We start from the raw sequence: 19932 nt of genomic DNA, 5'->3' as shown, positions 1-19932 counted from the left end.
GATGGGCAAAAGCATATAGTAATGTTGGCAGGTGATCATGATGAAATCCATTACCTTTTTTCAAAAAGTGTCTATCCTTCTTACGATAAGTGCAATTATGGTTGCAAGCAATATTTATACGTTAATCCCGATCTATTCCATCCTGGCGGACAATCTTGCCATTGATGAATCCCACGTCGTCTTAGCTGGCGGGTTGTTTACCTTTTTCTATGCATGCGGGCTTCTTTCCTTTGGACCGGTTTCTGACTTTACTGGCCGCAGGAAAATCCTCGTCTATGGACTGTTGGCATCTGCGCTGACAACTCTTGCTGTCGGCTTTTCCACCGGCTCGATCAGCCTCTGGGTTACTCGCTCGCTGCAGGGACTGACTCTTGCAACCTTTGCTTCTGTCGCATTCGCTTATACTTATGATTTATTCACCTTCAAACAAAGGACAATTCTTGTCGTTTTGATCAATACAGGCTTTTTAATCGCCGGCATCTTCGGACAGGTCGCCAGCGCTTTTCTTGCAAGTCTGTATTCCTGGAACAGTGTTTATCTATTTTTCTCTGGTGTCTATTTTGTCCTGTTTGTGATTGGTTTCTTTTTGCTAAAAGAATCTCCAAGACAAGAAGTGGAAAGCAGACCGCTATGGAGGGTTTTTTTCAACTTATTATCCGATTCGCGCTTATTGAAATGCTATATCATTACGTTTTCGCTTCTATTTTCAATCATTGCATTTTACGATTCAATCGGCAGGTCCTTTGCCGGCCCGCCCTCTGACCTGATGATGATCCGGTTAGTTGGCTTGATTGGTGCTTCCTTATCGCTTTTTACCGGGAAAATGATGGATCGATGGGGAGAATTGCGGACATTGATTGTCGGCCTGGCAATTGGTGCCACAAGTGCGTTCCTTCTGCTGTTGCTTCATTCCACGCTTCACTTAGTCGTTTTTTCCATTTTTTTCGTTTCCTCCATCTCACTTGTGATACCGACAGCCATAACCTTGATTGGTTTTTATGGCAGCAGACAGCGGGCCAAAGCACTTTCGCTCTATTCTTTCATCCTATTGAGCGGTGCAAGCCTCGCACCGCTAGTGGCAGCTCTGTTATCATTCAAAGGGGTCATGCTGCTGCTATCATCATTGTTTTTATTTAACATCGTCCTGTGCTTTTTCATAAAAGAAGAAAAGGCATTTCAATCAGCTGATGCCAATTGAAATGCCTTTTCATTTAACTGCCGACCTATCCGTCTATCGAAATGCTGTTTCGGTTGGATATTCCGAACTCTACGGATATATTCCGAAACTCACCCCATATATTCCGGAATTTTTTAATTTATTCCGAAATAACGGCCATATATTCCGGAAATTCCAAATATATTCCGGAATCAGATTTAAATGACAGGTTTCTGCTTTTCAGCGTTTTTAGCCAAGGCATTACTTTTCAGCAGTTTCTTATCGATTTTACCAACATGTGTTTTTGGCATTTGAGCAATGAAATGGATATGCTTTGGGACTTTGTAGCCGCCGAGTTTTTGTCTGCAATAATCTTTGACCTCTGCCTCTTCAAGGTCGCTTTTCTCCTCACGTACAATAAAGGCTGTGACAACCTCACCCCATTTATCATCGGGCATCCCAATTATAGCTGCCTCCTGAATCGATGGATGTGAACATAGCCAGTGCTCGATTTCAAGCGGAAAAACATTTTCTCCGCCGGTAATGATCATTTCTTTTTTCCGGCCGACAATATAGAAATAGCCGTCCTCATCCTTTTTAGCCAGGTCACCAGTATATAACCAGCCATCTCTTAATGTGTCTTCCGTTGCTTCTTTATTATTCCAATAGTAGGAAAAAGCGTGATTCCCTTTTATCGCCAGTTCCCCGACCTCGCCGGGAATTGTTTCAAAGCCTTCTTCGTTTATGATTCTGACATCATGAAAGAGCATCGGCTTGCCGACAGACCCTCGTTTTACTTCAGCCTCTTCCGGATCAATAAAAAAGTTATTTGGCCCAGCTTCCGTCAAGCCGTAGCCTTCCTTGAACGCCATCCTCTTCCGCTTGAAAGTCTCGTAGATATCTAGCGGACAAGGCGCACCCCCTGACAAAAATACTTTCATATCCTTGAACTCAGCTTTGTAAAAGAGTTCGGATTTCACGAGCATATGATACATTGTCGGTACAAACAGGACGATTGTACACTTGAATTTTATTAAATTTTCAATGGCTTGTTCCGGGACAAATTCCCTCGCAATAATCATTTGTCCACCAGCCATCAGTATAGGAATCGAAAGCGCGTTAAGTCCGCCTGTATGGAACAACGGCAAATAAGTCACCGTCTTGTCTTCATTCGTCAGGTTCCAGCTGGTAATCGTGGAAATCCCATTCCAAATGATCGCCCGGTGTGACAGGACTGCCCCTTTCGGTTTTCCGGTCGTTCCGCCAGTATAGATCATCGCCAGCGGGTCTTCCTCGTCCACTCCGATGTTCTGAAACTTTGAATTGTTCAGACGGCCAGCGTATTGGTCAATCAACAACTCATACTGTATTCCATCTATCGGAAGGCTGCGCTCCTCATGCTGCCATATCATCGTAACCTCATTGGTAAAGTTGGAATGGAACGCAAGAAACTGCGGATCCGAATCACTAATTATATAAGTAAGTTCATCGACGGACAATCTCCAATTAAGCGGCACGAAAATAGCGCCGATCTTGCCACAGGCAAACAGCAAATCAAAGTAACTGATTCCGTTTGGCGCGAGCAGCGCAACCCTGTCTCCCTTTTGGACACCTTTTTCCTGCAGCCACATGGCAATAGCTTTTGCCCGATCATTGACCTCCCTAAAGGTCCAGGCACGATCCGATTCAGCCTCACCAATTGCTTGAGCCGCCGGTGTCATTCTCGCTCTCGTTTCCAGCCAATCGAGCTCCCACCTCACCGCAATCTCCCTCTCTCGTTCATGATAAATTCATTTTAGAAAAGAAGAGTTACAGGTTAGTTACAAACGGACAGAGAGTGATTGAATGAATGGAATTGGTGAAGGTGTTTTTAATTGGATTAAACTTTATAAGTAAAGTCACAGCACGGGGCTGTGGCTTCTAGTTTCATTATCTATTCAGCTGCTGTTCATCCAATATGCCCATATTTCTAACATGGTTCTTCGCCTCAGCATCACCAAGCTTGTAAACCATTGCATAAATTTCCTTCATTGTCATATCATATTCCGCATTTTCACGATCAGGGTCTCTGAAAGGAACATGAGCATTTCCGAAGGTTTCCCAATCCGCCTTGTAGTTCTCAACCAGGTACTCACGAAAATCTTTAATTTCCTCCCCAGTGGCAATAAGGGTAAAATGGCCCTCGGGCTCAGCAGGCTGATCCAATACCTCGCCGCTTTCTATGTTAAAGTAGTAAGTTTGTTTTTGTTCCTCCATGTAGAGCACCTCATTCTTTTTTAATATCATTTACCACTTTTAATAGAAAGTTAATCTTATAAAAATTATCCATAATAAGTTTTTGGATTTGAACAGGTTTTTTGGAATTCAGAAACGGCTGTATTTAATTACTTGAATTTCAGTTTGTAATTGTGTCATTTTGTAAAAGATTCAAGATTAGCGGGAAAAATTATTGATATTATGGGGATTTTATATCATTCTGTACCCTTTAAAACACTTATTTTAGTTGTGAGGATACAATTTTTCTAGGTGAAATGACTTTTTCAAAGGTTGAGGCACTTATTAACGGTTGCAGCACTTTTATTAACGGTCGCGGCACTTTTATCAACGGTTGAAGCAGTTTTTTCTACGGTTGTATTGATTTTTTTCGCCGGTTGAGCAGATGTACCTCCTTTAAAATGAGTTGGAACGATTGTATCCTCACCTTTTAATACCAGTTGAACCTAATTCATCCCTCCACATCCCAAAAAAAAAAAGCGCCACGAGTGCGCTTTTTCACCATCTACATCATAATCCCGCCATCTACATGAAGGGTTGTTCCGTTTACATAATTGGATTCCTCTGAAGCAAGGAATAGATAAGCGTTCGCGATGTCTTCAGGCAAACCCAGTCTTCCTAACGGAACCATCATCTTCATTTGATCCAGCACTTTTTCCGGAACTTTGGCGGTCATACCGGTTTCGATAAACCCCGGGGCTACTGCATTTACGTTTATTCCCTTGCGGCCGAGTTCCTTTGCCCATGTTTTGGTCATCCCGACTACACCGGCTTTTGTTGCAGCATAGTTGGTCTGTCCAACATTGCCATATACCCCTGAAACGGAAGAGGTATTAATGATTTTGCCTGAGCCTTGCTGGACCAATGCAGGAACTACTGCCTGGGCACAATTGAATACCCCGGTCAGGTTTACGTCGACGACCTTCTGGAAGTCTTCCACCGCCAGCTTGTGCAGCATGCCATCTCTTGTAATGCCAGCATTATTGACCAGGATATCAATTTTCCCAAACTGGCCAAGAACGTTTTGAACCATGGCATCCACACTGCTTTTGTCCGCAACGTTCACCTGAAAAAATGCGACCTCGTATCCTTCGTCAGACAGCTCAGCTGCCCGCTGTGTTCCTGTTGCCTCATCAAAGTCTGCTAATGCCACTTTTGCTCCTTCTTTTGCAAAGGTCTTCGCCGCTGCCAGCCCAATCCCATTAGCAGCTCCTGTAATGATCGCAACCTTATCTTTCAATCTCATAAGCTCACCTTCCTATTCTGCTAAAAATTCTTCGATATGCTGTTGAAGCTGCGCTAAATCATCCACCAGCGGGGAATGTCCGCAATCCTTTAATTCCACAAATGTGGCACGGCCTTCAAAATCCTCGACAATCTCTTCTGTCATCCGCTGTGTGACGACCAAATCACGGTCACCCCGCAGCACAAGGACAGGTATCTGGATGTCCTTCACCTGATTCGTACCTTCCGTTAGCCCGTTATTTACGGCACTAATGTTAAAAGTATTGAGAGAATGATAGATTTCCGCTAGATTGCGCTGTGTCAGCATATCGTCAACATATTCTTCATAATGCTCTTCATCCGGCTGGCGATTCGTGTAGATCAGCATATTCCACATCGCCTTTAAAAACTCTCTATTCTGCTGGTCGTACGCAGTTTGGACCGCGACTGTCTTGCCAACGTCCGTTTTTACATCTTCAAAAAAGGCTATCCGATTATTAACATCCGGCAGACCTTCCGGGCTAGTGCCAAAAAAAGGATAGCCGCGGGTTGAGGCAGATGCAAGCAAGATAAGCTTCTCACAATAACCAGGATAATCGGCAGCAAATTGCATCCCAACAGCCCCGCCCGTGGACCATCCTATGATTGAAAAATCCTTCAAGCCAATCTCATCGACAAACAATTTTACATCATCCGAAAAATCCTTGATCGACATATTTGGTTTGTGGTAGCTTGATTCACCAAAACCTCTCATGTCGAGTGCGTAAATTTTATAAGCAGGATCCAACTTTTCAATCAGCAAATCCCAGTGCTTTGATGAAGTCATGTTTCCGTGAATCAACAAGACGTTTTTCACGCCGCCTTCCCGTTCCCGGTATGCGATTGTCTCTCCGTTTTGCAAATCCACCTTTTTCATTTCGACTGCCTGAGCTTCCGTTTTTTCCATTGCTACTCACCCTTTCCCCAGCGTATGGTTGTTGCTCCCCATGCATAGCCAATTCCGGCACTGACAAGAACTGCAATATCGCCGTCCCTCAGCTTTCCTGAACTTTCGGCTAACTCCAGCGACAGAATCTGATCAATCTGGCCGATATGGCCATACTCTTCCAGATAAATAGATTTCGAGTCTTCTAAGCCAAGCTCGCGCAAAACATAGTCGTGTGCTGACCTTTTCATATGAAGCATCCCTATATAAGCGATTTCTCCTTCAGAAAATCCACTCTTTTCAACAGATCCCCTTATCACCTTCAGGAAGTTAACCATCGACTTTTGCTCCAAGCGCTCTTTCATCCCTTGAGGATCCAATACATCAAGCTGGTACAATCCACGTTCAAGATTTTCAGCAGAAATCGGGTTTTTCGTTCCGCCTGCAACGACGACCACATCCTCGGAAAAAGAACCATCTGTAATCATTTCTGTTTCAAGCAGGAGGTTCTCTCCGTGGCCTTTTTTTAATAAAATTGCCCCTCCTCCGGCGCCAAGGTTATACATGAACCGTGTCCTTGGATTCTCATAATTTATGAAGTCGCCGTTTCGGTAGCCGCCAGCAAGCAGCACTGTATTGATTTCAGGATCCGAGAGCATCATCCCTTTAGCCAATTTTAAGGCCATCACCGTCGTCCCGCACCTTAAAGCGGTATCAAAGGCCCAAGCATTTTTAGCGCCGATTTCTTCCTGAAGCTTGATGCCTGCTGTCCATAAAGGATACTCCTTGTATTCCTCGCCAATATAGATGACCAGGTCTATGTCTAATGGGTCAATGGCTGCTTTCTCCATTGCGATTCTCGCTGCCTTGATTCCCATTTCACAAGTATGGTCCTCCGGTCCCGGAACAGGCTTTTTCTTGATTCCCATTTTCTCTTCCACAACTGCTTCTGGAATTCCTGCCAATTTTGCAATTTCCGCACCTGATATATATGTTTCGGGAAGATAGATCCCCGTACTTACAATTCCTATTTGCACTGCTCTTCCCCCCGTGAAAATAGTGGACACTGTCTAAGATGGAGTGTCATTGCTAGCTTACTTCATTTTGAATGAAAAAAAATGTTGGGTGTTACTGCCTAAACTTTAAATCTTATTGGCACATTAGGAGTGTCAATTTCTCCCCTTCTTTTTTCCAATGACTCTTGTTGCAACATCAAGAAAGCTTTTTTCTTCCTATCATTGTTCCTATGACCCTCATTGGAACATCACAAAAGCTTTTTTCTTCCTATCATTGTTCCAATGGCCCTTGTTGGAACATCAAGAAAGCCTTTTTCTTCCTATCATTGTTCCAATGACCCTTATTGGAACATCACAAAAGCTTTTTTCTCTCCATCATTGTTCCAATGACACTTATTGGAACATCAAGAAAGCTTTTTTTTTCCTATCATTGTTCCAATGGCCCTTGTTGGAACATCACAAAAGCTTTTTTCTCCCCCTCATTGTTCCAATGACCCGTATTGGAACATCACAAAAGCTTTTTTCTCCATTTCATTGTTCCAATGACCCTTATTGGAACATCACAAAAGCTTTTTTCTCCCCCTCATTGTTCCAATGACCCGTATTGGAACATCACAAAAGCTTTTTTCTCCATTTCATTGTTCCAATGACCCTTATTGGAACATCACAAAAGCTTTTTTCTTCCTATCATTGTTCCAATGACCCTTATTGGAACATCAAGAAAGCTTTTTTCTCCATTTCATTGTTCCAATGGCTCTTATTGGAACATCAATAAGCCTTTGTTCTCCTTTGTATCTTTTTAAAAAGCCCTTCAGCACTTTCTATCCAGCGAATCTATCCTTCTCCAACAATCTTTTTAATAAACTCCATTGCCGATTCCATGGAATCAAACAATGCTTCTTTTTCATCCTGGACATGGGTGACTTTCACTCTCCAGCATTTTTTGCCGCTGTCCATTTCGATGTCCGCCAGCTGGAAACGGAGCACGAATGATGTGACCTGCTTCATCTCCATCATGAGTCGCCCTGGCTTACAGCTTCTGATTTAACCGGGACAGCCTCCTTCTTTTTCCGGCTGAACTTCAGCTTTTGCAAGGAACCAACGATACCCATCGGGAAGAACATGACTGCGAGAATATAAATGATGCCAAAGAAAATAATCCATCTTTCAAAAATCCAGTGGACCTTTGCCAGCTCGGTCAGCCAGTGATGCGAGAACTCAATTATGCCCGCACCGATGATCGCGCCAACCAGCGTTCCGACTCCGCCAATGATTGTCATTAACAATGCGTCAAGCGTAATATCCATCGTAAATACACTGGTATTTACAAATCTGAGTGACACCGCATATAAAATCCCAGCGATTCCAGCTAGTACACCCGAAACGACACTCGCAATGATTTTATACTGCAGAACACTGTAGCCAAGCGATTCAGTGCGCTGCTCATTCTCTCTGATTGCCTGCAATACCCTTCCTAGAGGCGAATTGGTAAATCTTCTGAGGAGGATAAAAACAATCACCATCGAGGCAAGGCAAATCAGATAAAATTCAGTACGGTCTTTTAAGAAGTCCGGTACCCTGAAGGTGAAACCATCATTGCCGTAAGTGACAGTCCGCCATTTTTCAGCGAGCACCAGGAACAAGCCTGCAAACGCCATTGTCAGCATCGCATAGAAGTGGCTCTTAAGTCTTAATGTCAGCAGGCCGACAAAATAACTTACCAGGGCGGTCAATAAAATCGTCACAAGAACAGCAAGCAGGAAATAGCTTGTTTCTGGCTCGAATCGTTTCATGAATACACCGACCGTGTAAGCACCGATTCCGAAGAACATCGCATGGCCAAACGAGACAATGCCAGTATAGCCGAGCAGGATGTCATAGCTCATCGCCAGCACAGCAAAAATGAACACCTGGGAAAGCAGAATCAGCATGCTTCGTGAATCATAGACAAACGGTAGTACGGCTAAAAACACAGCGATGATCAGATAAAAAATATTCATACGGTTAGAAAGCATTTTTGTCACTGCAACTCACCCCTTTGCCCCGAACAAGCCCTGAGGCCTGAAGATTAGCACTACGGCCATCAGCAGCATATTTGCAGCAAGAGCAAGATCAGGCACATAATAAGCCATGAAGGAACCTGACAAGCCGACTAAAATAGCTGCCATAACCGATCCAGAGAAGCTGCCCATCCCGCCGATGACCACAACGATGAACGCGAGGATGGCAAATTCCATGCCCATATCTGCATGAATGACGCCAGAATATGGTCCGAGAAGCATTCCGCCAAGTGCCGCCATGCCTGCCCCGATCATGAACACAAACATGAAGACCCTTTGGATGTTGATTCCAAGTGATTGGACCATTTCCTTGTTCATGACACCTGCGCGAACGACCAAACCGATTTTTGTCTTTTTAAGCAGGAATTGCACTGCCAGGAATACCGCAAATCCTACTGCTATGATAAATGCACGATATTTAATAATAATGACATTGCCAACCTCCCAGCTTCCTGAAAGATAATCAGGTGTAGCAGCAGAGATCTGGTTTGGTCCCCAGACTACTTTTAACATTTCAGATAATACCAGCATCAAGCCGAGCGTGATTAAAATCTGCTGTACATGATTTCCATAAACAGGTTTAATGATCCAGCGTTCCGTAATGATCCCAAGAATCATACCTGTTAAAATGGCGCCGAGAATGCCGATAAGAAAGCTTCCCGTCGAGGTGTAGATCCAGATGCCACTGTAGGCTCCCCAGGCAAACAGTCCGCCATGGGCAAAATTCAGCACATCCATCAAGCCGAAAATCAAGGTCAGGCCTGCAGCCAGCAGAAAGATCAGCATTCCTGTCGCAAGGCCATTAAGACTTAAACTAATAAGGACATCCACTATTTCTTCCTCCCTTCCTAAGCAATCCCGAGATATTTCCTTCTCATTTCTTCATCTTCACGCAGGATTTTCATAGGCCCATTTGAAACAGTCCGGCCATCATCGACAATGTAAAAGCTGTCGCCAATTGTACTGGCCATCATGAAGTTTTGTTCTACCAGAATGATCGTTGTCTTTTCCTTCATTTGCTGAATGGATTCCATCACCTTTTCAACGACGATCGGCGCAAGCCCTTTGCTTGGTTCATCAATCAAGAGCAGCTCATTGTCGTTGACATAAGCACGTGCGATGGACAGCATCTGCTTCTGCCCGCCGCTCAGGAGACCGCCGGGCTTTTTCCAAAACCGTTTCAGATCTGGAAACAGCTCAAGAATATAATCAAGCCTTTGGCGGGTTTCATCATTATCCTTTTTAACAGCCACTTTCATATTCTCTTCAACCGTTAATTCAGCAAAAATCCCCTGATCCTCGGGAACATAGCCGATGCCTTTATTGGCAATCGTATAGGTTGGCAAGCCCTTTATTTCTTCACCTTTGTATTGAATTAAGCCTTTTGATGCCTGGTTCAAGCCCATGATCGTCCTTAAAGTAGTCGTTTTTCCGGCACCGTTCCTTCCCAGCAGGACCGTTACTTCACCCTTTGGCACTTCAAAGGAGACGCCTTGAAGGATATGGTACTGGCCGATATATGTTTCAACCTGGTCAAGTTTTAGCAGCGTGCTCACTATGCAAACCTCCTAAATAAGCAGACTGGACTGTTTCATTTTTCATGATTTCATCAGGAGTGCCATCAGCAAGCAGGGTCCCGTTGAATAGCACCATAATGGAATCTGATAGGTCCATGATCATATCCATTTTGTGTTCGATCAAGATGATGGTGCGGTCGCCTCTTTGTTTAATTTTGCGGATGACTTCCAGAATGGCCGGTACTTCTTCGAGCGACATCCCTGCAGTCGGTTCATCAAGGAGCAGTACTTCCGTATTCAAGGCAAGAAGCATCGCGATTTCCAGCTTCCTTTTTTCACCGTGGGCAAGGTTCCTTGCCAGGGCATCCTTTTTGTCTTCAAGTAAAACAAGCTTCAGCCACTCTGCTGCTTCCTCTTCAAATTTATTGAACGCTTTGAAATGCCTGATCATCTGGTAGCGGACTCCGGCATGTGACTGGACCGCCAGGCGGACATTTTCCATCACTGTCAAATTAGGGAATACATTGGTGATCTGGAAGGACCGCCCGATTCCTGCTCTCGTCCTTTTCGTTGGGGAAAGCTTCGTGATTTCGCTGCCTTTATACATGACCTGTCCTTTTGTTGGCATAAGCTGCCCGCTCAGCAAGTTAAAGAAAGTCGTCTTGCCCGCCCCGTTCGGACCAATAATGGATTTGAAATGATTTTGCGGGACCGAGATACTGACAGAGTCGACTGCCGTATGCCCTCCAAACGTGATACTCAAGTCTTTTGTTTCTAAAATTGCAGCCACTTTATTCACCACCCTTATAAAATAAAAGCATAATGAACTCCGGTGAAAAGTCCCGAAGTTCATTATGAGTGTTTAGTTGCGGATTGGAGGAGCCGTTTCTTCCGGTGAAAGCTCACGAATCAGGACAGGTACTGGATAGTCCACTCCATCCTTCTTTTCAAGCTTGATAGCGTATAGGGGTTGAAGTGCCTGATGGTCTTCTGCACGGAATGTCATCTTGCCTTTTGGAGATTCAAAGCTCATGCCTTCCATTGTTTTGATCAATTTCTTGGAATCTGTGTCACCCTCTGTTTTCTTAAGAGCTTCGACAATCGCGATCGCCGCACTCATACCACCCGGAGTGAATAAGTCAGGAAGCTCGCCGTTGAAGCGCTTTTTATGCTCATCAACAAGCCATTTGTTAATGTCATTTTGAGGAAGGTCGTGGTAGTAAACCGTGAAGCCTTCCATGCCTACTAGCGGCTGCATTGTTGCAAGAGCTGCGATATCAGGAGCACCTGTTGAAATCTTGATGCCTTTTTCCTGTACCTTCATGTCAGCAATCTGGTTCCAAGGAGAGTTAGCCCCAGCCCAAACGACAAATAGGTAATCAGGCTTCTGGTCAATGATTTTTTGAATATTAGAAGTAAAATCTGTAGCAGCAGGATCTGCATATTCTTCATGAACGATTTCAGCACCCAATTTTTCCGCAGCTTCCTTAAATGCTGCGACTCCATCACGTCCAAATGAGTAATCAGGAGCCAGCGTTGCGATTTTCACGCCTTTTTTTGCAATTGCCGCAGCACCTGCTACTGCATCTTGCGAAGAATTACGTGCAGTACGGAAAATGTATTCATTGAATTCAGAGCCAGTGATGCTGTCTGCAACGGCAGGCTCGACAACCATGATTTTTTCATATTCTTCCGCCAGGGGCAGCACGGCCAATGTATCACCCGAACTAGAAGATCCGACAAGGAAATCCACTTCATCTTCTTCAAGAAGCTTTGTCGCTTTTTGGACTGCTACTTCTGGTTTTGTTTCAGTATCTTCCACAATGAATTCGATTTTGCGGCCAGCAACTTCGTTCGTGCCATTTGTCGCATATTCAAGCCCAAGCTCGAAGCCGCGAAGAGTTTGTTTTCCGTATGCCTCCAGGCCGCCTGTCTGAGAGGCAAGAACACCAATTTTGATTGGTTCAGTATTCTTTGGTTCCTCTTTTTTATCCTTTTCACCTGAACCGGCTGTTTTCTCTGTCCCCGATGATCCAGAGCAGGCACTCGCGAACAGCAGAACTAAAATCAGCATAAAAGATAAAGCAAAATTCCGTTTTGAAGCTTTCATATCCTTTCCCCCTTTAAAATGGTTAACTAAAAGCTCACCAAGCTTTGACTTCATCTTAAAAAAAGGAAGTTACAAATGAGTTACATCCCTAAAAACATAATCCTCTTAACCTTAGAAGGCGGATGAAATATAATAAGGACATAATTAATAAGCGGAGGTATTTACGTGACGGGGACTGGATATGAAGAAAAACTGAGACTTGTCTTGCAAGAGCATAGAAACGAAGAGGAGGCTGTAAGGCTGAGCAAATATATGCGATACCAGTTTGAATTCTTCGGTTTGCGCGCTCCTCTTTCAAGAGGTTTAGTTAAAGAATACATCGGAAAGAACGGTCTCCCTGACCAAGATGAATTAGTGGAGACAATCAAAGCTTTATGGTCGTTTGAGGAAAGAGAAATGCAGATGGCCGGACTTTACATCATGGATAAAATGATTAAAAACATACGGACAAGCGATCTCGGTATGATTGAATTCATGATTACCACAAAATCCTGGTGGGATACTGTAGACCATATTGCTAAACACCATGCAGGGAAGTATTTTTCCATGTATCCTGAGAAACTTGGAACAATTGATACCTGGCTTGAGTCAGGAAATGTCTGGTTGATCCGTTCGGCTATATTATTTCAACTGGGATATAAGGAGAAAACAAATGAGGATTTGCTTTCTTCTATCATTGAAAGATCATTGGGATCAAAGGAGTTTTTCATTAATAAAGCAATTGGCTGGGCATTAAGAGAATATGGTAAAACCAATCCTGAGTTTACGATCGATTTTGTTAACAATCATACCCTGGCTCCGCTCTCAAAAAGAGAAGCATTAAAACTATTGCAGATATCACTGGCAGAAAATATAGAATAATAAAGTATCCCCTCCCATGAAAATGGCAATAACTGTACTTAGTTGCCAAAAGCCTGGGAGGGGATTTATTTTATGAAGGGGATCTATTATATAAATGAGCAGATTCATATAAATGATTTTTCACGTGAAGAAAGTATCGAAATCCAGAAGCAGGCATTGCTGAATTACATTGAAGCAGCCCGCATGGAGCCAGTTAAATTAAATCCATATCAGCTATACACCCATTACACCATCCCGCACGCACTTCTTTATGATTTAAGACTTCATAAAAGACAGTTGGATTGTCTGCTGATGTATTCAAGGAACTCAATTGACGATTTTGCAGAGACATATCCTGCACGATGGCTGATCATCAAAAGCTACTTTAATCGAATAGTGACAGTTGTCTAAACAAAGATTAGTTCCCGTCTGTACCTCCAAAAGCGATGCAATATCCATCTAGGTCTGTGAGGGCAAACTCCTTCCATGGGCCATTGCTTTCATCCACCCATGGCTCAATGACAATCTTTGCTCCTTTAGCTTTGAACTCGCTGTAAAGCTCATCCAGTGCCTGCCAATTCTCTGCATAGCAATACAGGTCAATACCATGTTCCATTCCTGCTGAGGGAGGATTTGGCTTGACATCTTTTGGATCCCGGGCCTCGAACAGCTTTATTGCAAGTCCCGTAAAGCCATCTCTCAGCACCCACCAGTCTGTCACTTCACAGCCTATCACCTCGGAATAGTAGTTCTTTGCTCTTTCAATATCTGAAACTACCAACACTTTTAATGAACTATGAATTTGTCTTTTTTCCAATATCGTCATTCCTTTCTAGACATTATTGCCCTGAATAATCATGTCATACATATGCCTGGTGGGCTCAAGCGGCGTCACGCCTAATTCCTGCTCAAGGACCTCGCAGCATTTCTTGTACCATTTGATTGCCTGAGGGCGATTGTTTTTACGGTAATAGCAAAACATCAATAGTCGGTACGCTTCTTCCCATGTCCGGTCTTTATGAAGGATTTTCTGGCACCAGTGAATCGCAGAATCATAGTTTTCCATTCTTACATTCAACTGCGCCAGTTTCTCTGCACTTCGCAAAAAGTATACGAGAAGTCGTTCACGTTCATTGATGCACCAGTCCTCGTACCTTCTTTCCGGCAAGAAGTCTCCGTTATACAAAAACAATGCTCTTTCAAGATCTTCTATTGATTTTTCTAAATTTATTTCCTCTAATCCTGCCTCTGCCCATTCTTCAAATAATTGTGAATCCAAATCGAGTACCGCCTGAGGATTAATGCCATATCCAGTTCCTTCCCTAATGATAAAGAATGGGGCAGACCTTGCTTTGCGGGCAGGCTCCAGTACATTATTCAAAGCATTTAAGGCAACTTTGAAATCTCTGTCTGCATTCTTTTCAAGATGTTCCGGCCATAGAATCTGGAAGATGTCTTCCTTCATAAGAAATTGGCTGCGCTTCGTCAAGAATAACTGAAACAATTCTTTTGCTTTACCTCTTTGCCAATCTCTGTCCTCCACTTCCCGGTCTCCGAGCCAAACTCTGAATTGGCCTAGCGCCTGAACCTTCAATGAATAGCCTGGATGCGCGCTTAAACGGGGCAGGTTCATATCCTCCAGCAGCTTTTCAGCATACGACGGCATAAGTGACTGTTTCACAGCATCGATCAGCATTGGAGCAAAAACTTGCAGGTCCCTCGGGCCAAAAGTTGTCCTTTTTTTGATGAAAAATTCATATTCACCTGATTTCATCAATTTTAAAAATTTCGTGAAGGCAGACTTGAATCCGTCCTCTTCTTTTAACATATAGAAGTAAAAAGATTTCCAAAACGACAAAAGCATTTTCCCAAATTCATCCCCGCACTGGCCAAAAAGTTCCTCTGCTTTTCGCAGTTCCTCCCGTGCCTCCTGGAACTTGTTATTATGAATCGCAGCTATTGCCATACAAAGCGTAATCAACGAAGACAGCCAGGTGTCTTTTACCTGTTCGGTTTCAAGCAGCGCCTTCCTGCCCGCCTCAGCCGCACGTTCATATTCGCGCCTGCTTCCATAGAGAATGCACAGACCCATTAAAGGTTCTGCTTTTCCCCTCTCCATATTTAACCGTCCCATAATCTCAAGCGCCGTTTCATAGCACTTTTCTGCGAGCTGCAAATCATATTGATCAATCAACTGGACAGCATGGCCCATCCTGATCCATCCGCAGGCTTCTACAAATGGAGCTTGGACTTTGATACCATGCTGTATTCCTGATTGAGATAATGCTTTTGCCTGGAGCCCATTGCCTGTAAACGCCTCGATCAAAGCCAATAGCAGGTCTGTCTCCCTATGTGATTGTGGCAGAAGCTGCTTATCAACTGAGTGATGAACTTCCTTCACTGACGCCAAAATTCTTCGCATTTCCTCAAAACGGCCTGTTCTCAAGTAAAGTCTTGCTTCAAGATTGCCATCCTCAATCGGGACCCCAATTGCCCTTGCACGCTCAATCCATCTTTCAGCTTTCAATGCCTGGCCAGAATTTATCAGATTTTCTGCAAGCATCCGGTAAAGCCTGCCAGTTTCCTCTGCTGATCCTTCTGGCAATGCCTTTTCACGAAGTTCAATTGCTTGCGCGAGGATACGCTCTGCTTTTAAAGGCTGAATCGTATCAAGATATATTTTGGCCTTCCCTTCAAGCGCCTTGCTTTTCCATTCCATATCACCGGTTTTGTCGGCCGTTTCGATAGCCAGGTCATAGCTTGTTTCAGCTTGTTTATATAGGGACCGATAGCGATATACTTCCCCTTCCAAGAATAGCAGGGTGCAGTAGCGCATTTTTTCCTGCTGAGGAATTTTAGAAAGACGCTCATTCAAGTTTTTGAGCTTTCCCCTTTCCAGCAGCTGCATGCCCTGCTCATCCATGATGGCAGCGGCTGCATCATATTGCCCGATTTTTTCATAGCAAAATAAAGCCTCTTCCCACTGTCCATTTTTTTCAAAATAACGGGCGCTGTTCAGCATCAGTCTTCGATAATTCTCTGGCTGGCTGAGCATGAGCCTGTCCTCCAGAAATTCCCGAAACAAGGCATGGTAACGGAATTGATTATCTCCAACCTGATGGATGAACAAATTTTTCGCGGTCAGCTGCTGAAGCATCTGTAATGAGCCATTCAATCCAAGAACGCTATCGCATACATCTGGACTGATTTCTTCAAAGATGCAGGTTTGCTCCAGAAATTGCTGGATCATCGGCGGCTGTTTCGAGAACACCTCGTGCACAAGGTAATGGAATAAATCCTCCAGCGATTTTGAAGGCTCTGTAAAGAGTTGATCCAGACTTTGCAAATGCGGGATTTGCTGCGCGATCATTCCTACAGCAATTACCCATCCTTCCGTTATGTTATAAAGATGTTCAATTTGATCATCCGTAATTTCAAGCTCATAATATTCGGATAATAATAACTCGATTTCGTCTTTGCCAAAAACCAAATCTGTTTTTGAAAGCTCATTCAGTTCATTTTTCACTTTCATTTTAGCGAGGATTTTCCATCCCGGCTTTGTTCTTGTGGATAGTACCAGGTGTAAATGTCCCGGGATATGCTCCAGCAGCTTTTCAATCCAAATATTGATATGATAGGAATGCTCAATCGCATGAAAGTCATCCAGAATAACGGTGATTGGTTCTTCAATTTGCAGGATTTCATTGATGAAGATGGAGCAAAGCATGCTTAGTTCTTCTTCTCTTATGTATCGATCCATATTTTTTATGTAAGAAGACAGTTCATTGCCGAAGGCAGGAAAGACCGTTTGAATGGAGGCAGTCAGGTAAGAAAGGAATGGAAGAATATCATCATCCGATGAGGAGATCGTATACCAGCAGCAGGTTTGGTTTTCATCCTTGACAAACATTGCTAATGCGGTGCTTTTTCCATAGCCGGCACCAGCCTGAATGATCGTCAGTGGTTTTTCAGTAATCGCTTTCATTTTTTTCGAAAATTTCGCGCGACGAATCCATTGCTCCTGTAGGGTAGGAACAATCAGCTTTGTTTTGATTAATGGCAATGTCCCCTGCATATAATCTCCGCCTCGTTTTCTTAAAATTAATACTATTCTAACATAAGGGGAATAAAAAAAGACTCGAAATCTGCCGAGTCCTTCCATTTTATTTTTCCAGTCTTTTCTAAAAGCAGAAAAGATTTTATTAAAATGTTACGGCCATCTCTTCCAGGGGCCAGTACCGCAAATTAACCTTCCCTACAACCTGATCTACAGAAATGAACCCAAATTGTCTGCTGTCCCAGCTGCCTAGCCTGTTATCACCAAGGACAAAAAGCTTTCCTTCCGGCACTCTTTTCACGCCTGTCAAGTCTTCCAGCGTAAAGTCCCCCGTTAGATAGCCGCCAAGTGATTCTTCCCTGTACTGCTTCAAGAAGGGTTCGTATACCTTCTTTCCATCGACATACAGCCGATCCTCCCGGTATTCAATTTTCTCTCCCGGAAGGCCAATGACTCGCTTTACAAAGTCTTCTTTTTCATTTGCATGAAAGACAATGACGTCAAAACGTTCAAGTTCATCAACATCATCTCCGAATTTATTGACCACAACCTTATTGCCTTCCTCCAGGGTCGGAAGCATTGATTCCCCTTCGACTACATAATTTGAAAAAAAGAAAATCCTGATAAATGCGAAAATGATAATCCCCAAAGCAAAAGCTTTGATCCACTCGATTCCCTCTTTTTTAACGCTCTCTTTCATACGCTTCCTCACCACCATCATTTGCTGTTTTTCTTTAACTCCTGTTTCCCTATGCCTTTACTATTACTTGGAAAGGAACTTACTTTATTTTTGCTATCAAATAACTTTATAAAGACCTATACGAAAATATAGGGGAACGAGATTATTTACAGAAAACAGTTATCTATGATTATACTCGTTTCAAATTATTCTGTAGATTTCCGCTTCAGGCACTTCTAAAAAAACGGATTTGATTATCGTACTTTATCATCTTTTCCCACACTCATATTCATTTTCACCTCAATTCTTTTCCCGATATACCAGAGAATAGCGATGATTACAAGGACAACGGCAGTCCTGAATGGGTTTGTGATTAAAGAGCGCAGGTCATATCCGACAAAACTTATCGTGAAAATCATCACCATCTTGCCAGCGATAACGGCCAGCATATACTGAGCCATGCTTATTTTTGACAGGCCCGCAACAATATTTACGAGAGCAGATGGCGTGAACGGAAAGCATAGCATGAGGAAAATCGGGCCAAACCCATGGCGCTCAATCCAGTTCATCCCCTTTTGAACCTTTGAATGACGCTGTAAAAAGCGCAGTGCCCGACCCTGTCCATAATTCCTAAAAATCAAAAAGACAATCAGAGCACCCAGCACCGCGCCAATCCAGGAAAATAGAAAACCGAGCCAAAGGCCAAAAGCATTCGCATTGGCCATGACAAATAAAAACAATGGCAAAAAAGGAAGAAATGCTTCCAGCATTGGGAGCAATATTCCAGGGATAGGTCCAAATGACCGATATTGCCTGAGAAGGTCCATAATATTTTCGATTGTAAACCATTCTTTTAATAATTCAAAATCCATTGAAGTCTCCTTGTCCAATAGCTCTGCAGGCTAAAAAAGCTCAGCCTTATGCCATTCATTCTTTGGCTTGCTTTCCATCACTGCAGAGCTTCACCAAACAATCTTATTTCATAAATACCTCATTGAAATTATTGTACACCTCAAACGAATGAATGAGAACTTTCTAACATCATACATTTATTTTGCTAAAAATTCCTGAAGCGCTTGCCTGTTTTCTTCAAGGTTGATCGCCAGTACGGCACCTGCACCCTCAACTCTTTGATTTTCGTAAGATCCTTCAACCGGGATTCTCATCGTATCGATATTACGATTGTCCTTTGATAGGAAACCTTTTCCCATAAACAGGATGTCCCCTGTATCCATATTTGTATTCACAAATGGCATTACTACACCAACAAGCTTCGGAAGCTTAGGCAGAGTTTGAAAGCTGGCGAACTGTTTGCCCACTTCCTTTATGACGCTTTGCTGACGTTCTACACGCCCAAAATCTCCGACTGCATCATGACGGAACCGCACATAACCTAATAAATGCTTCCCATCTAGCTTCTGTAATCCTGGCTCTAGAGTGACTCCAATGTTTTCTGACATCCTCTTTTCAACGTTTACTTCAACACCGTCTGGGAAAGCTTCATCCACCACACGGACAAATCCTTCAAAATCGACGATTGCATAGTACTGGAGATCAATATCGAAGTTCTCCTTAATAGTTTGCCTAAGCAATTCAGGTCCGCCTAAAGCAAATGCGGCATTAATCTTATTGTCACCATAGCCCGGAATGCTGATATACGTATCCCTCATAATGGACGTCAGCTTATAGGTGCCCTTATCCGGATTATAGCTTGCAATCATAATTGTATCTGCACGCGACTTCTCTTTACCTCTGGCATCGCTGCCAAGCAAGAGAATATTGGTGGCGCCATTTTGGTCTCGTTTACCATTGAATTCATATTCCTGCTTATTTTGCTCCGCTGTCTTGGCTGAATCACTTACACCTGCTCTATATTGAAAATAAGAATAGACAGCCAAAGCACCAATGAGAAGAAACAGCAAGAAAAAGACCCCTGACCATCTGATTCTTTTCTTCTTTTTATTACGCTGGGTTCTTTCATATCTCATGTTAAAATTCCTTCCAAAAATAGATTTTAATTTAACTGACTTATTTTTTTCTAAAATAGTTACTGATGATCTTATTTTCCTTCTTT

General features: G+C 43.3%; 19 protein-coding genes. 3 read left to right on the top strand and 16 right to left on the bottom strand.

The window, feature by feature from the left end:
* Window positions 1-37: 37 nt before the first annotated feature.
* Window positions 38-1198, top strand: coding sequence for an MFS transporter (locus tag AABM38_RS06460; RefSeq protein ID WP_423409650.1), 1161 nt, complete (start codon window positions 38-40; stop codon window positions 1196-1198).
* A 176-nt stretch (window positions 1199-1374) separates the two neighbouring features.
* On the opposite strand, the gene AABM38_RS06455 is transcribed toward AABM38_RS06460, so the two are convergent.
* The 11 genes from AABM38_RS06455 to AABM38_RS06405 form a co-directional block, all read right to left on the bottom strand.
* Window positions 1375-2916: a class I adenylate-forming enzyme family protein gene (locus AABM38_RS06455; RefSeq protein ID WP_423409649.1), complete on the bottom strand. Its 1542-nt coding sequence runs from the start codon at window positions 2914-2916 to the stop codon at window positions 1375-1377.
* A gap of 169 nt (window positions 2917-3085) precedes the next feature.
* Window positions 3086-3412 carry a hydrolase gene (locus AABM38_RS06450; RefSeq protein WP_423409648.1) on the bottom strand — a complete coding sequence of 109 codons (327 nt, stop codon included), beginning with the start codon at window positions 3410-3412 and terminating at the stop codon, window positions 3086-3088.
* Between the two features lie 523 nt (window positions 3413-3935).
* Complete coding sequence (gene fabG, locus AABM38_RS06445; protein ID WP_423409647.1) at window positions 3936-4676, bottom strand: 3-oxoacyl-ACP reductase FabG; 741 nt, start codon at window positions 4674-4676, stop codon at window positions 3936-3938.
* 12 nt (window positions 4677-4688) lie between these two features.
* The gene (locus AABM38_RS06440; RefSeq protein WP_423409646.1) at window positions 4689-5600 is read right to left on the bottom strand and encodes an alpha/beta fold hydrolase; all 912 of its coding nucleotides are present in this window, start codon (window positions 5598-5600) and stop codon (window positions 4689-4691) included.
* A 2-nt stretch (window positions 5601-5602) separates the two neighbouring features.
* Window positions 5603-6616, bottom strand: a complete 1014-nt coding sequence (locus tag AABM38_RS06435; RefSeq protein WP_423409645.1) for a 3-oxoacyl-ACP synthase — start codon at window positions 6614-6616, stop codon at window positions 5603-5605.
* Between the two features lie 813 nt (window positions 6617-7429).
* Window positions 7430-7612 (bottom strand): hypothetical protein, encoded by a 183-nt coding sequence (locus AABM38_RS06430; RefSeq protein ID WP_423409644.1) that lies wholly within the window; start codon window positions 7610-7612, stop codon window positions 7430-7432.
* Complete coding sequence (locus tag AABM38_RS06425; RefSeq protein ID WP_423410679.1) at window positions 7609-8610, bottom strand: branched-chain amino acid ABC transporter permease; 1002 nt, start codon at window positions 8608-8610, stop codon at window positions 7609-7611. The genes AABM38_RS06430 and AABM38_RS06425 overlap by 4 nt, the downstream gene beginning before the upstream one ends.
* A gap of 15 nt (window positions 8611-8625) precedes the next feature.
* Window positions 8626-9441, bottom strand: a complete 816-nt coding sequence (locus AABM38_RS06420) for a branched-chain amino acid ABC transporter permease (protein WP_423410678.1) — start codon at window positions 9439-9441, stop codon at window positions 8626-8628.
* Between the two features lie 62 nt (window positions 9442-9503).
* The gene (locus AABM38_RS06415; RefSeq protein ID WP_423409643.1) at window positions 9504-10211 is read right to left on the bottom strand and encodes an ABC transporter ATP-binding protein; all 708 of its coding nucleotides are present in this window, start codon (window positions 10209-10211) and stop codon (window positions 9504-9506) included.
* Window positions 10189-10962 carry an ABC transporter ATP-binding protein gene (locus tag AABM38_RS06410; protein WP_423409642.1) on the bottom strand — a complete coding sequence of 258 codons (774 nt, stop codon included), beginning with the start codon at window positions 10960-10962 and terminating at the stop codon, window positions 10189-10191. The genes AABM38_RS06415 and AABM38_RS06410 overlap by 23 nt, the downstream gene beginning before the upstream one ends.
* A 72-nt stretch (window positions 10963-11034) precedes the next feature.
* The gene (locus tag AABM38_RS06405) at window positions 11035-12282 is read right to left on the bottom strand and encodes a substrate-binding domain-containing protein (RefSeq protein WP_423409641.1); all 1248 of its coding nucleotides are present in this window, start codon (window positions 12280-12282) and stop codon (window positions 11035-11037) included.
* Window positions 12283-12447: 165 nt separating this feature from the next.
* On the opposite strand from AABM38_RS06405, the gene AABM38_RS06400 reads away from it, so the two are divergent.
* On the top strand, window positions 12448-13143 hold the full coding sequence (locus AABM38_RS06400) for a DNA alkylation repair protein (RefSeq protein ID WP_423409640.1): 696 nt from the start codon (window positions 12448-12450) through the stop codon (window positions 13141-13143).
* Between the two features lie 72 nt (window positions 13144-13215).
* Window positions 13216-13533, top strand: a complete 318-nt coding sequence (locus AABM38_RS06395; RefSeq protein WP_423409639.1) for a hypothetical protein — start codon at window positions 13216-13218, stop codon at window positions 13531-13533.
* A gap of 7 nt (window positions 13534-13540) precedes the next feature.
* On the opposite strand, the gene AABM38_RS06390 is transcribed toward AABM38_RS06395, so the two are convergent.
* The 5 genes from AABM38_RS06390 to AABM38_RS06370 form a co-directional block, all read right to left on the bottom strand.
* Window positions 13541-13939 carry a VOC family protein gene (locus AABM38_RS06390; RefSeq protein ID WP_423409638.1) on the bottom strand — a complete coding sequence of 133 codons (399 nt, stop codon included), beginning with the start codon at window positions 13937-13939 and terminating at the stop codon, window positions 13541-13543.
* A 15-nt stretch (window positions 13940-13954) separates the two neighbouring features.
* Entirely contained in the window at window positions 13955-17197 is a 3243-nt protein-coding gene (locus tag AABM38_RS06385; RefSeq protein ID WP_423409637.1) for a BTAD domain-containing putative transcriptional regulator, read from the bottom strand.
* A 127-nt stretch (window positions 17198-17324) separates the two neighbouring features.
* Window positions 17325-17879 (bottom strand): signal peptidase I, encoded by a 555-nt coding sequence (gene lepB / locus AABM38_RS06380; protein ID WP_423409636.1) that lies wholly within the window; start codon window positions 17877-17879, stop codon window positions 17325-17327.
* 233 nt (window positions 17880-18112) lie between these two features.
* Window positions 18113-18730, bottom strand: a complete 618-nt coding sequence (locus AABM38_RS06375; RefSeq protein ID WP_423409635.1) for a TVP38/TMEM64 family protein — start codon at window positions 18728-18730, stop codon at window positions 18113-18115.
* A gap of 177 nt (window positions 18731-18907) precedes the next feature.
* Window positions 18908-19846, bottom strand: a complete 939-nt coding sequence (locus tag AABM38_RS06370; protein ID WP_423409634.1) for an LCP family protein — start codon at window positions 19844-19846, stop codon at window positions 18908-18910.
* Window positions 19847-19932: the final 86 nt, after the last annotated feature.

Source organism: Heyndrickxia sp. MSNUG (assembly GCF_049532715.1).
Lineage (GTDB): Bacteria > Bacillota > Bacilli > Bacillales > Cytobacillaceae > Mesobacillus.
Note: the sequence above shows the minus strand (reverse complement) of the source record. Positions and strands in the feature narration are given on the sequence as shown.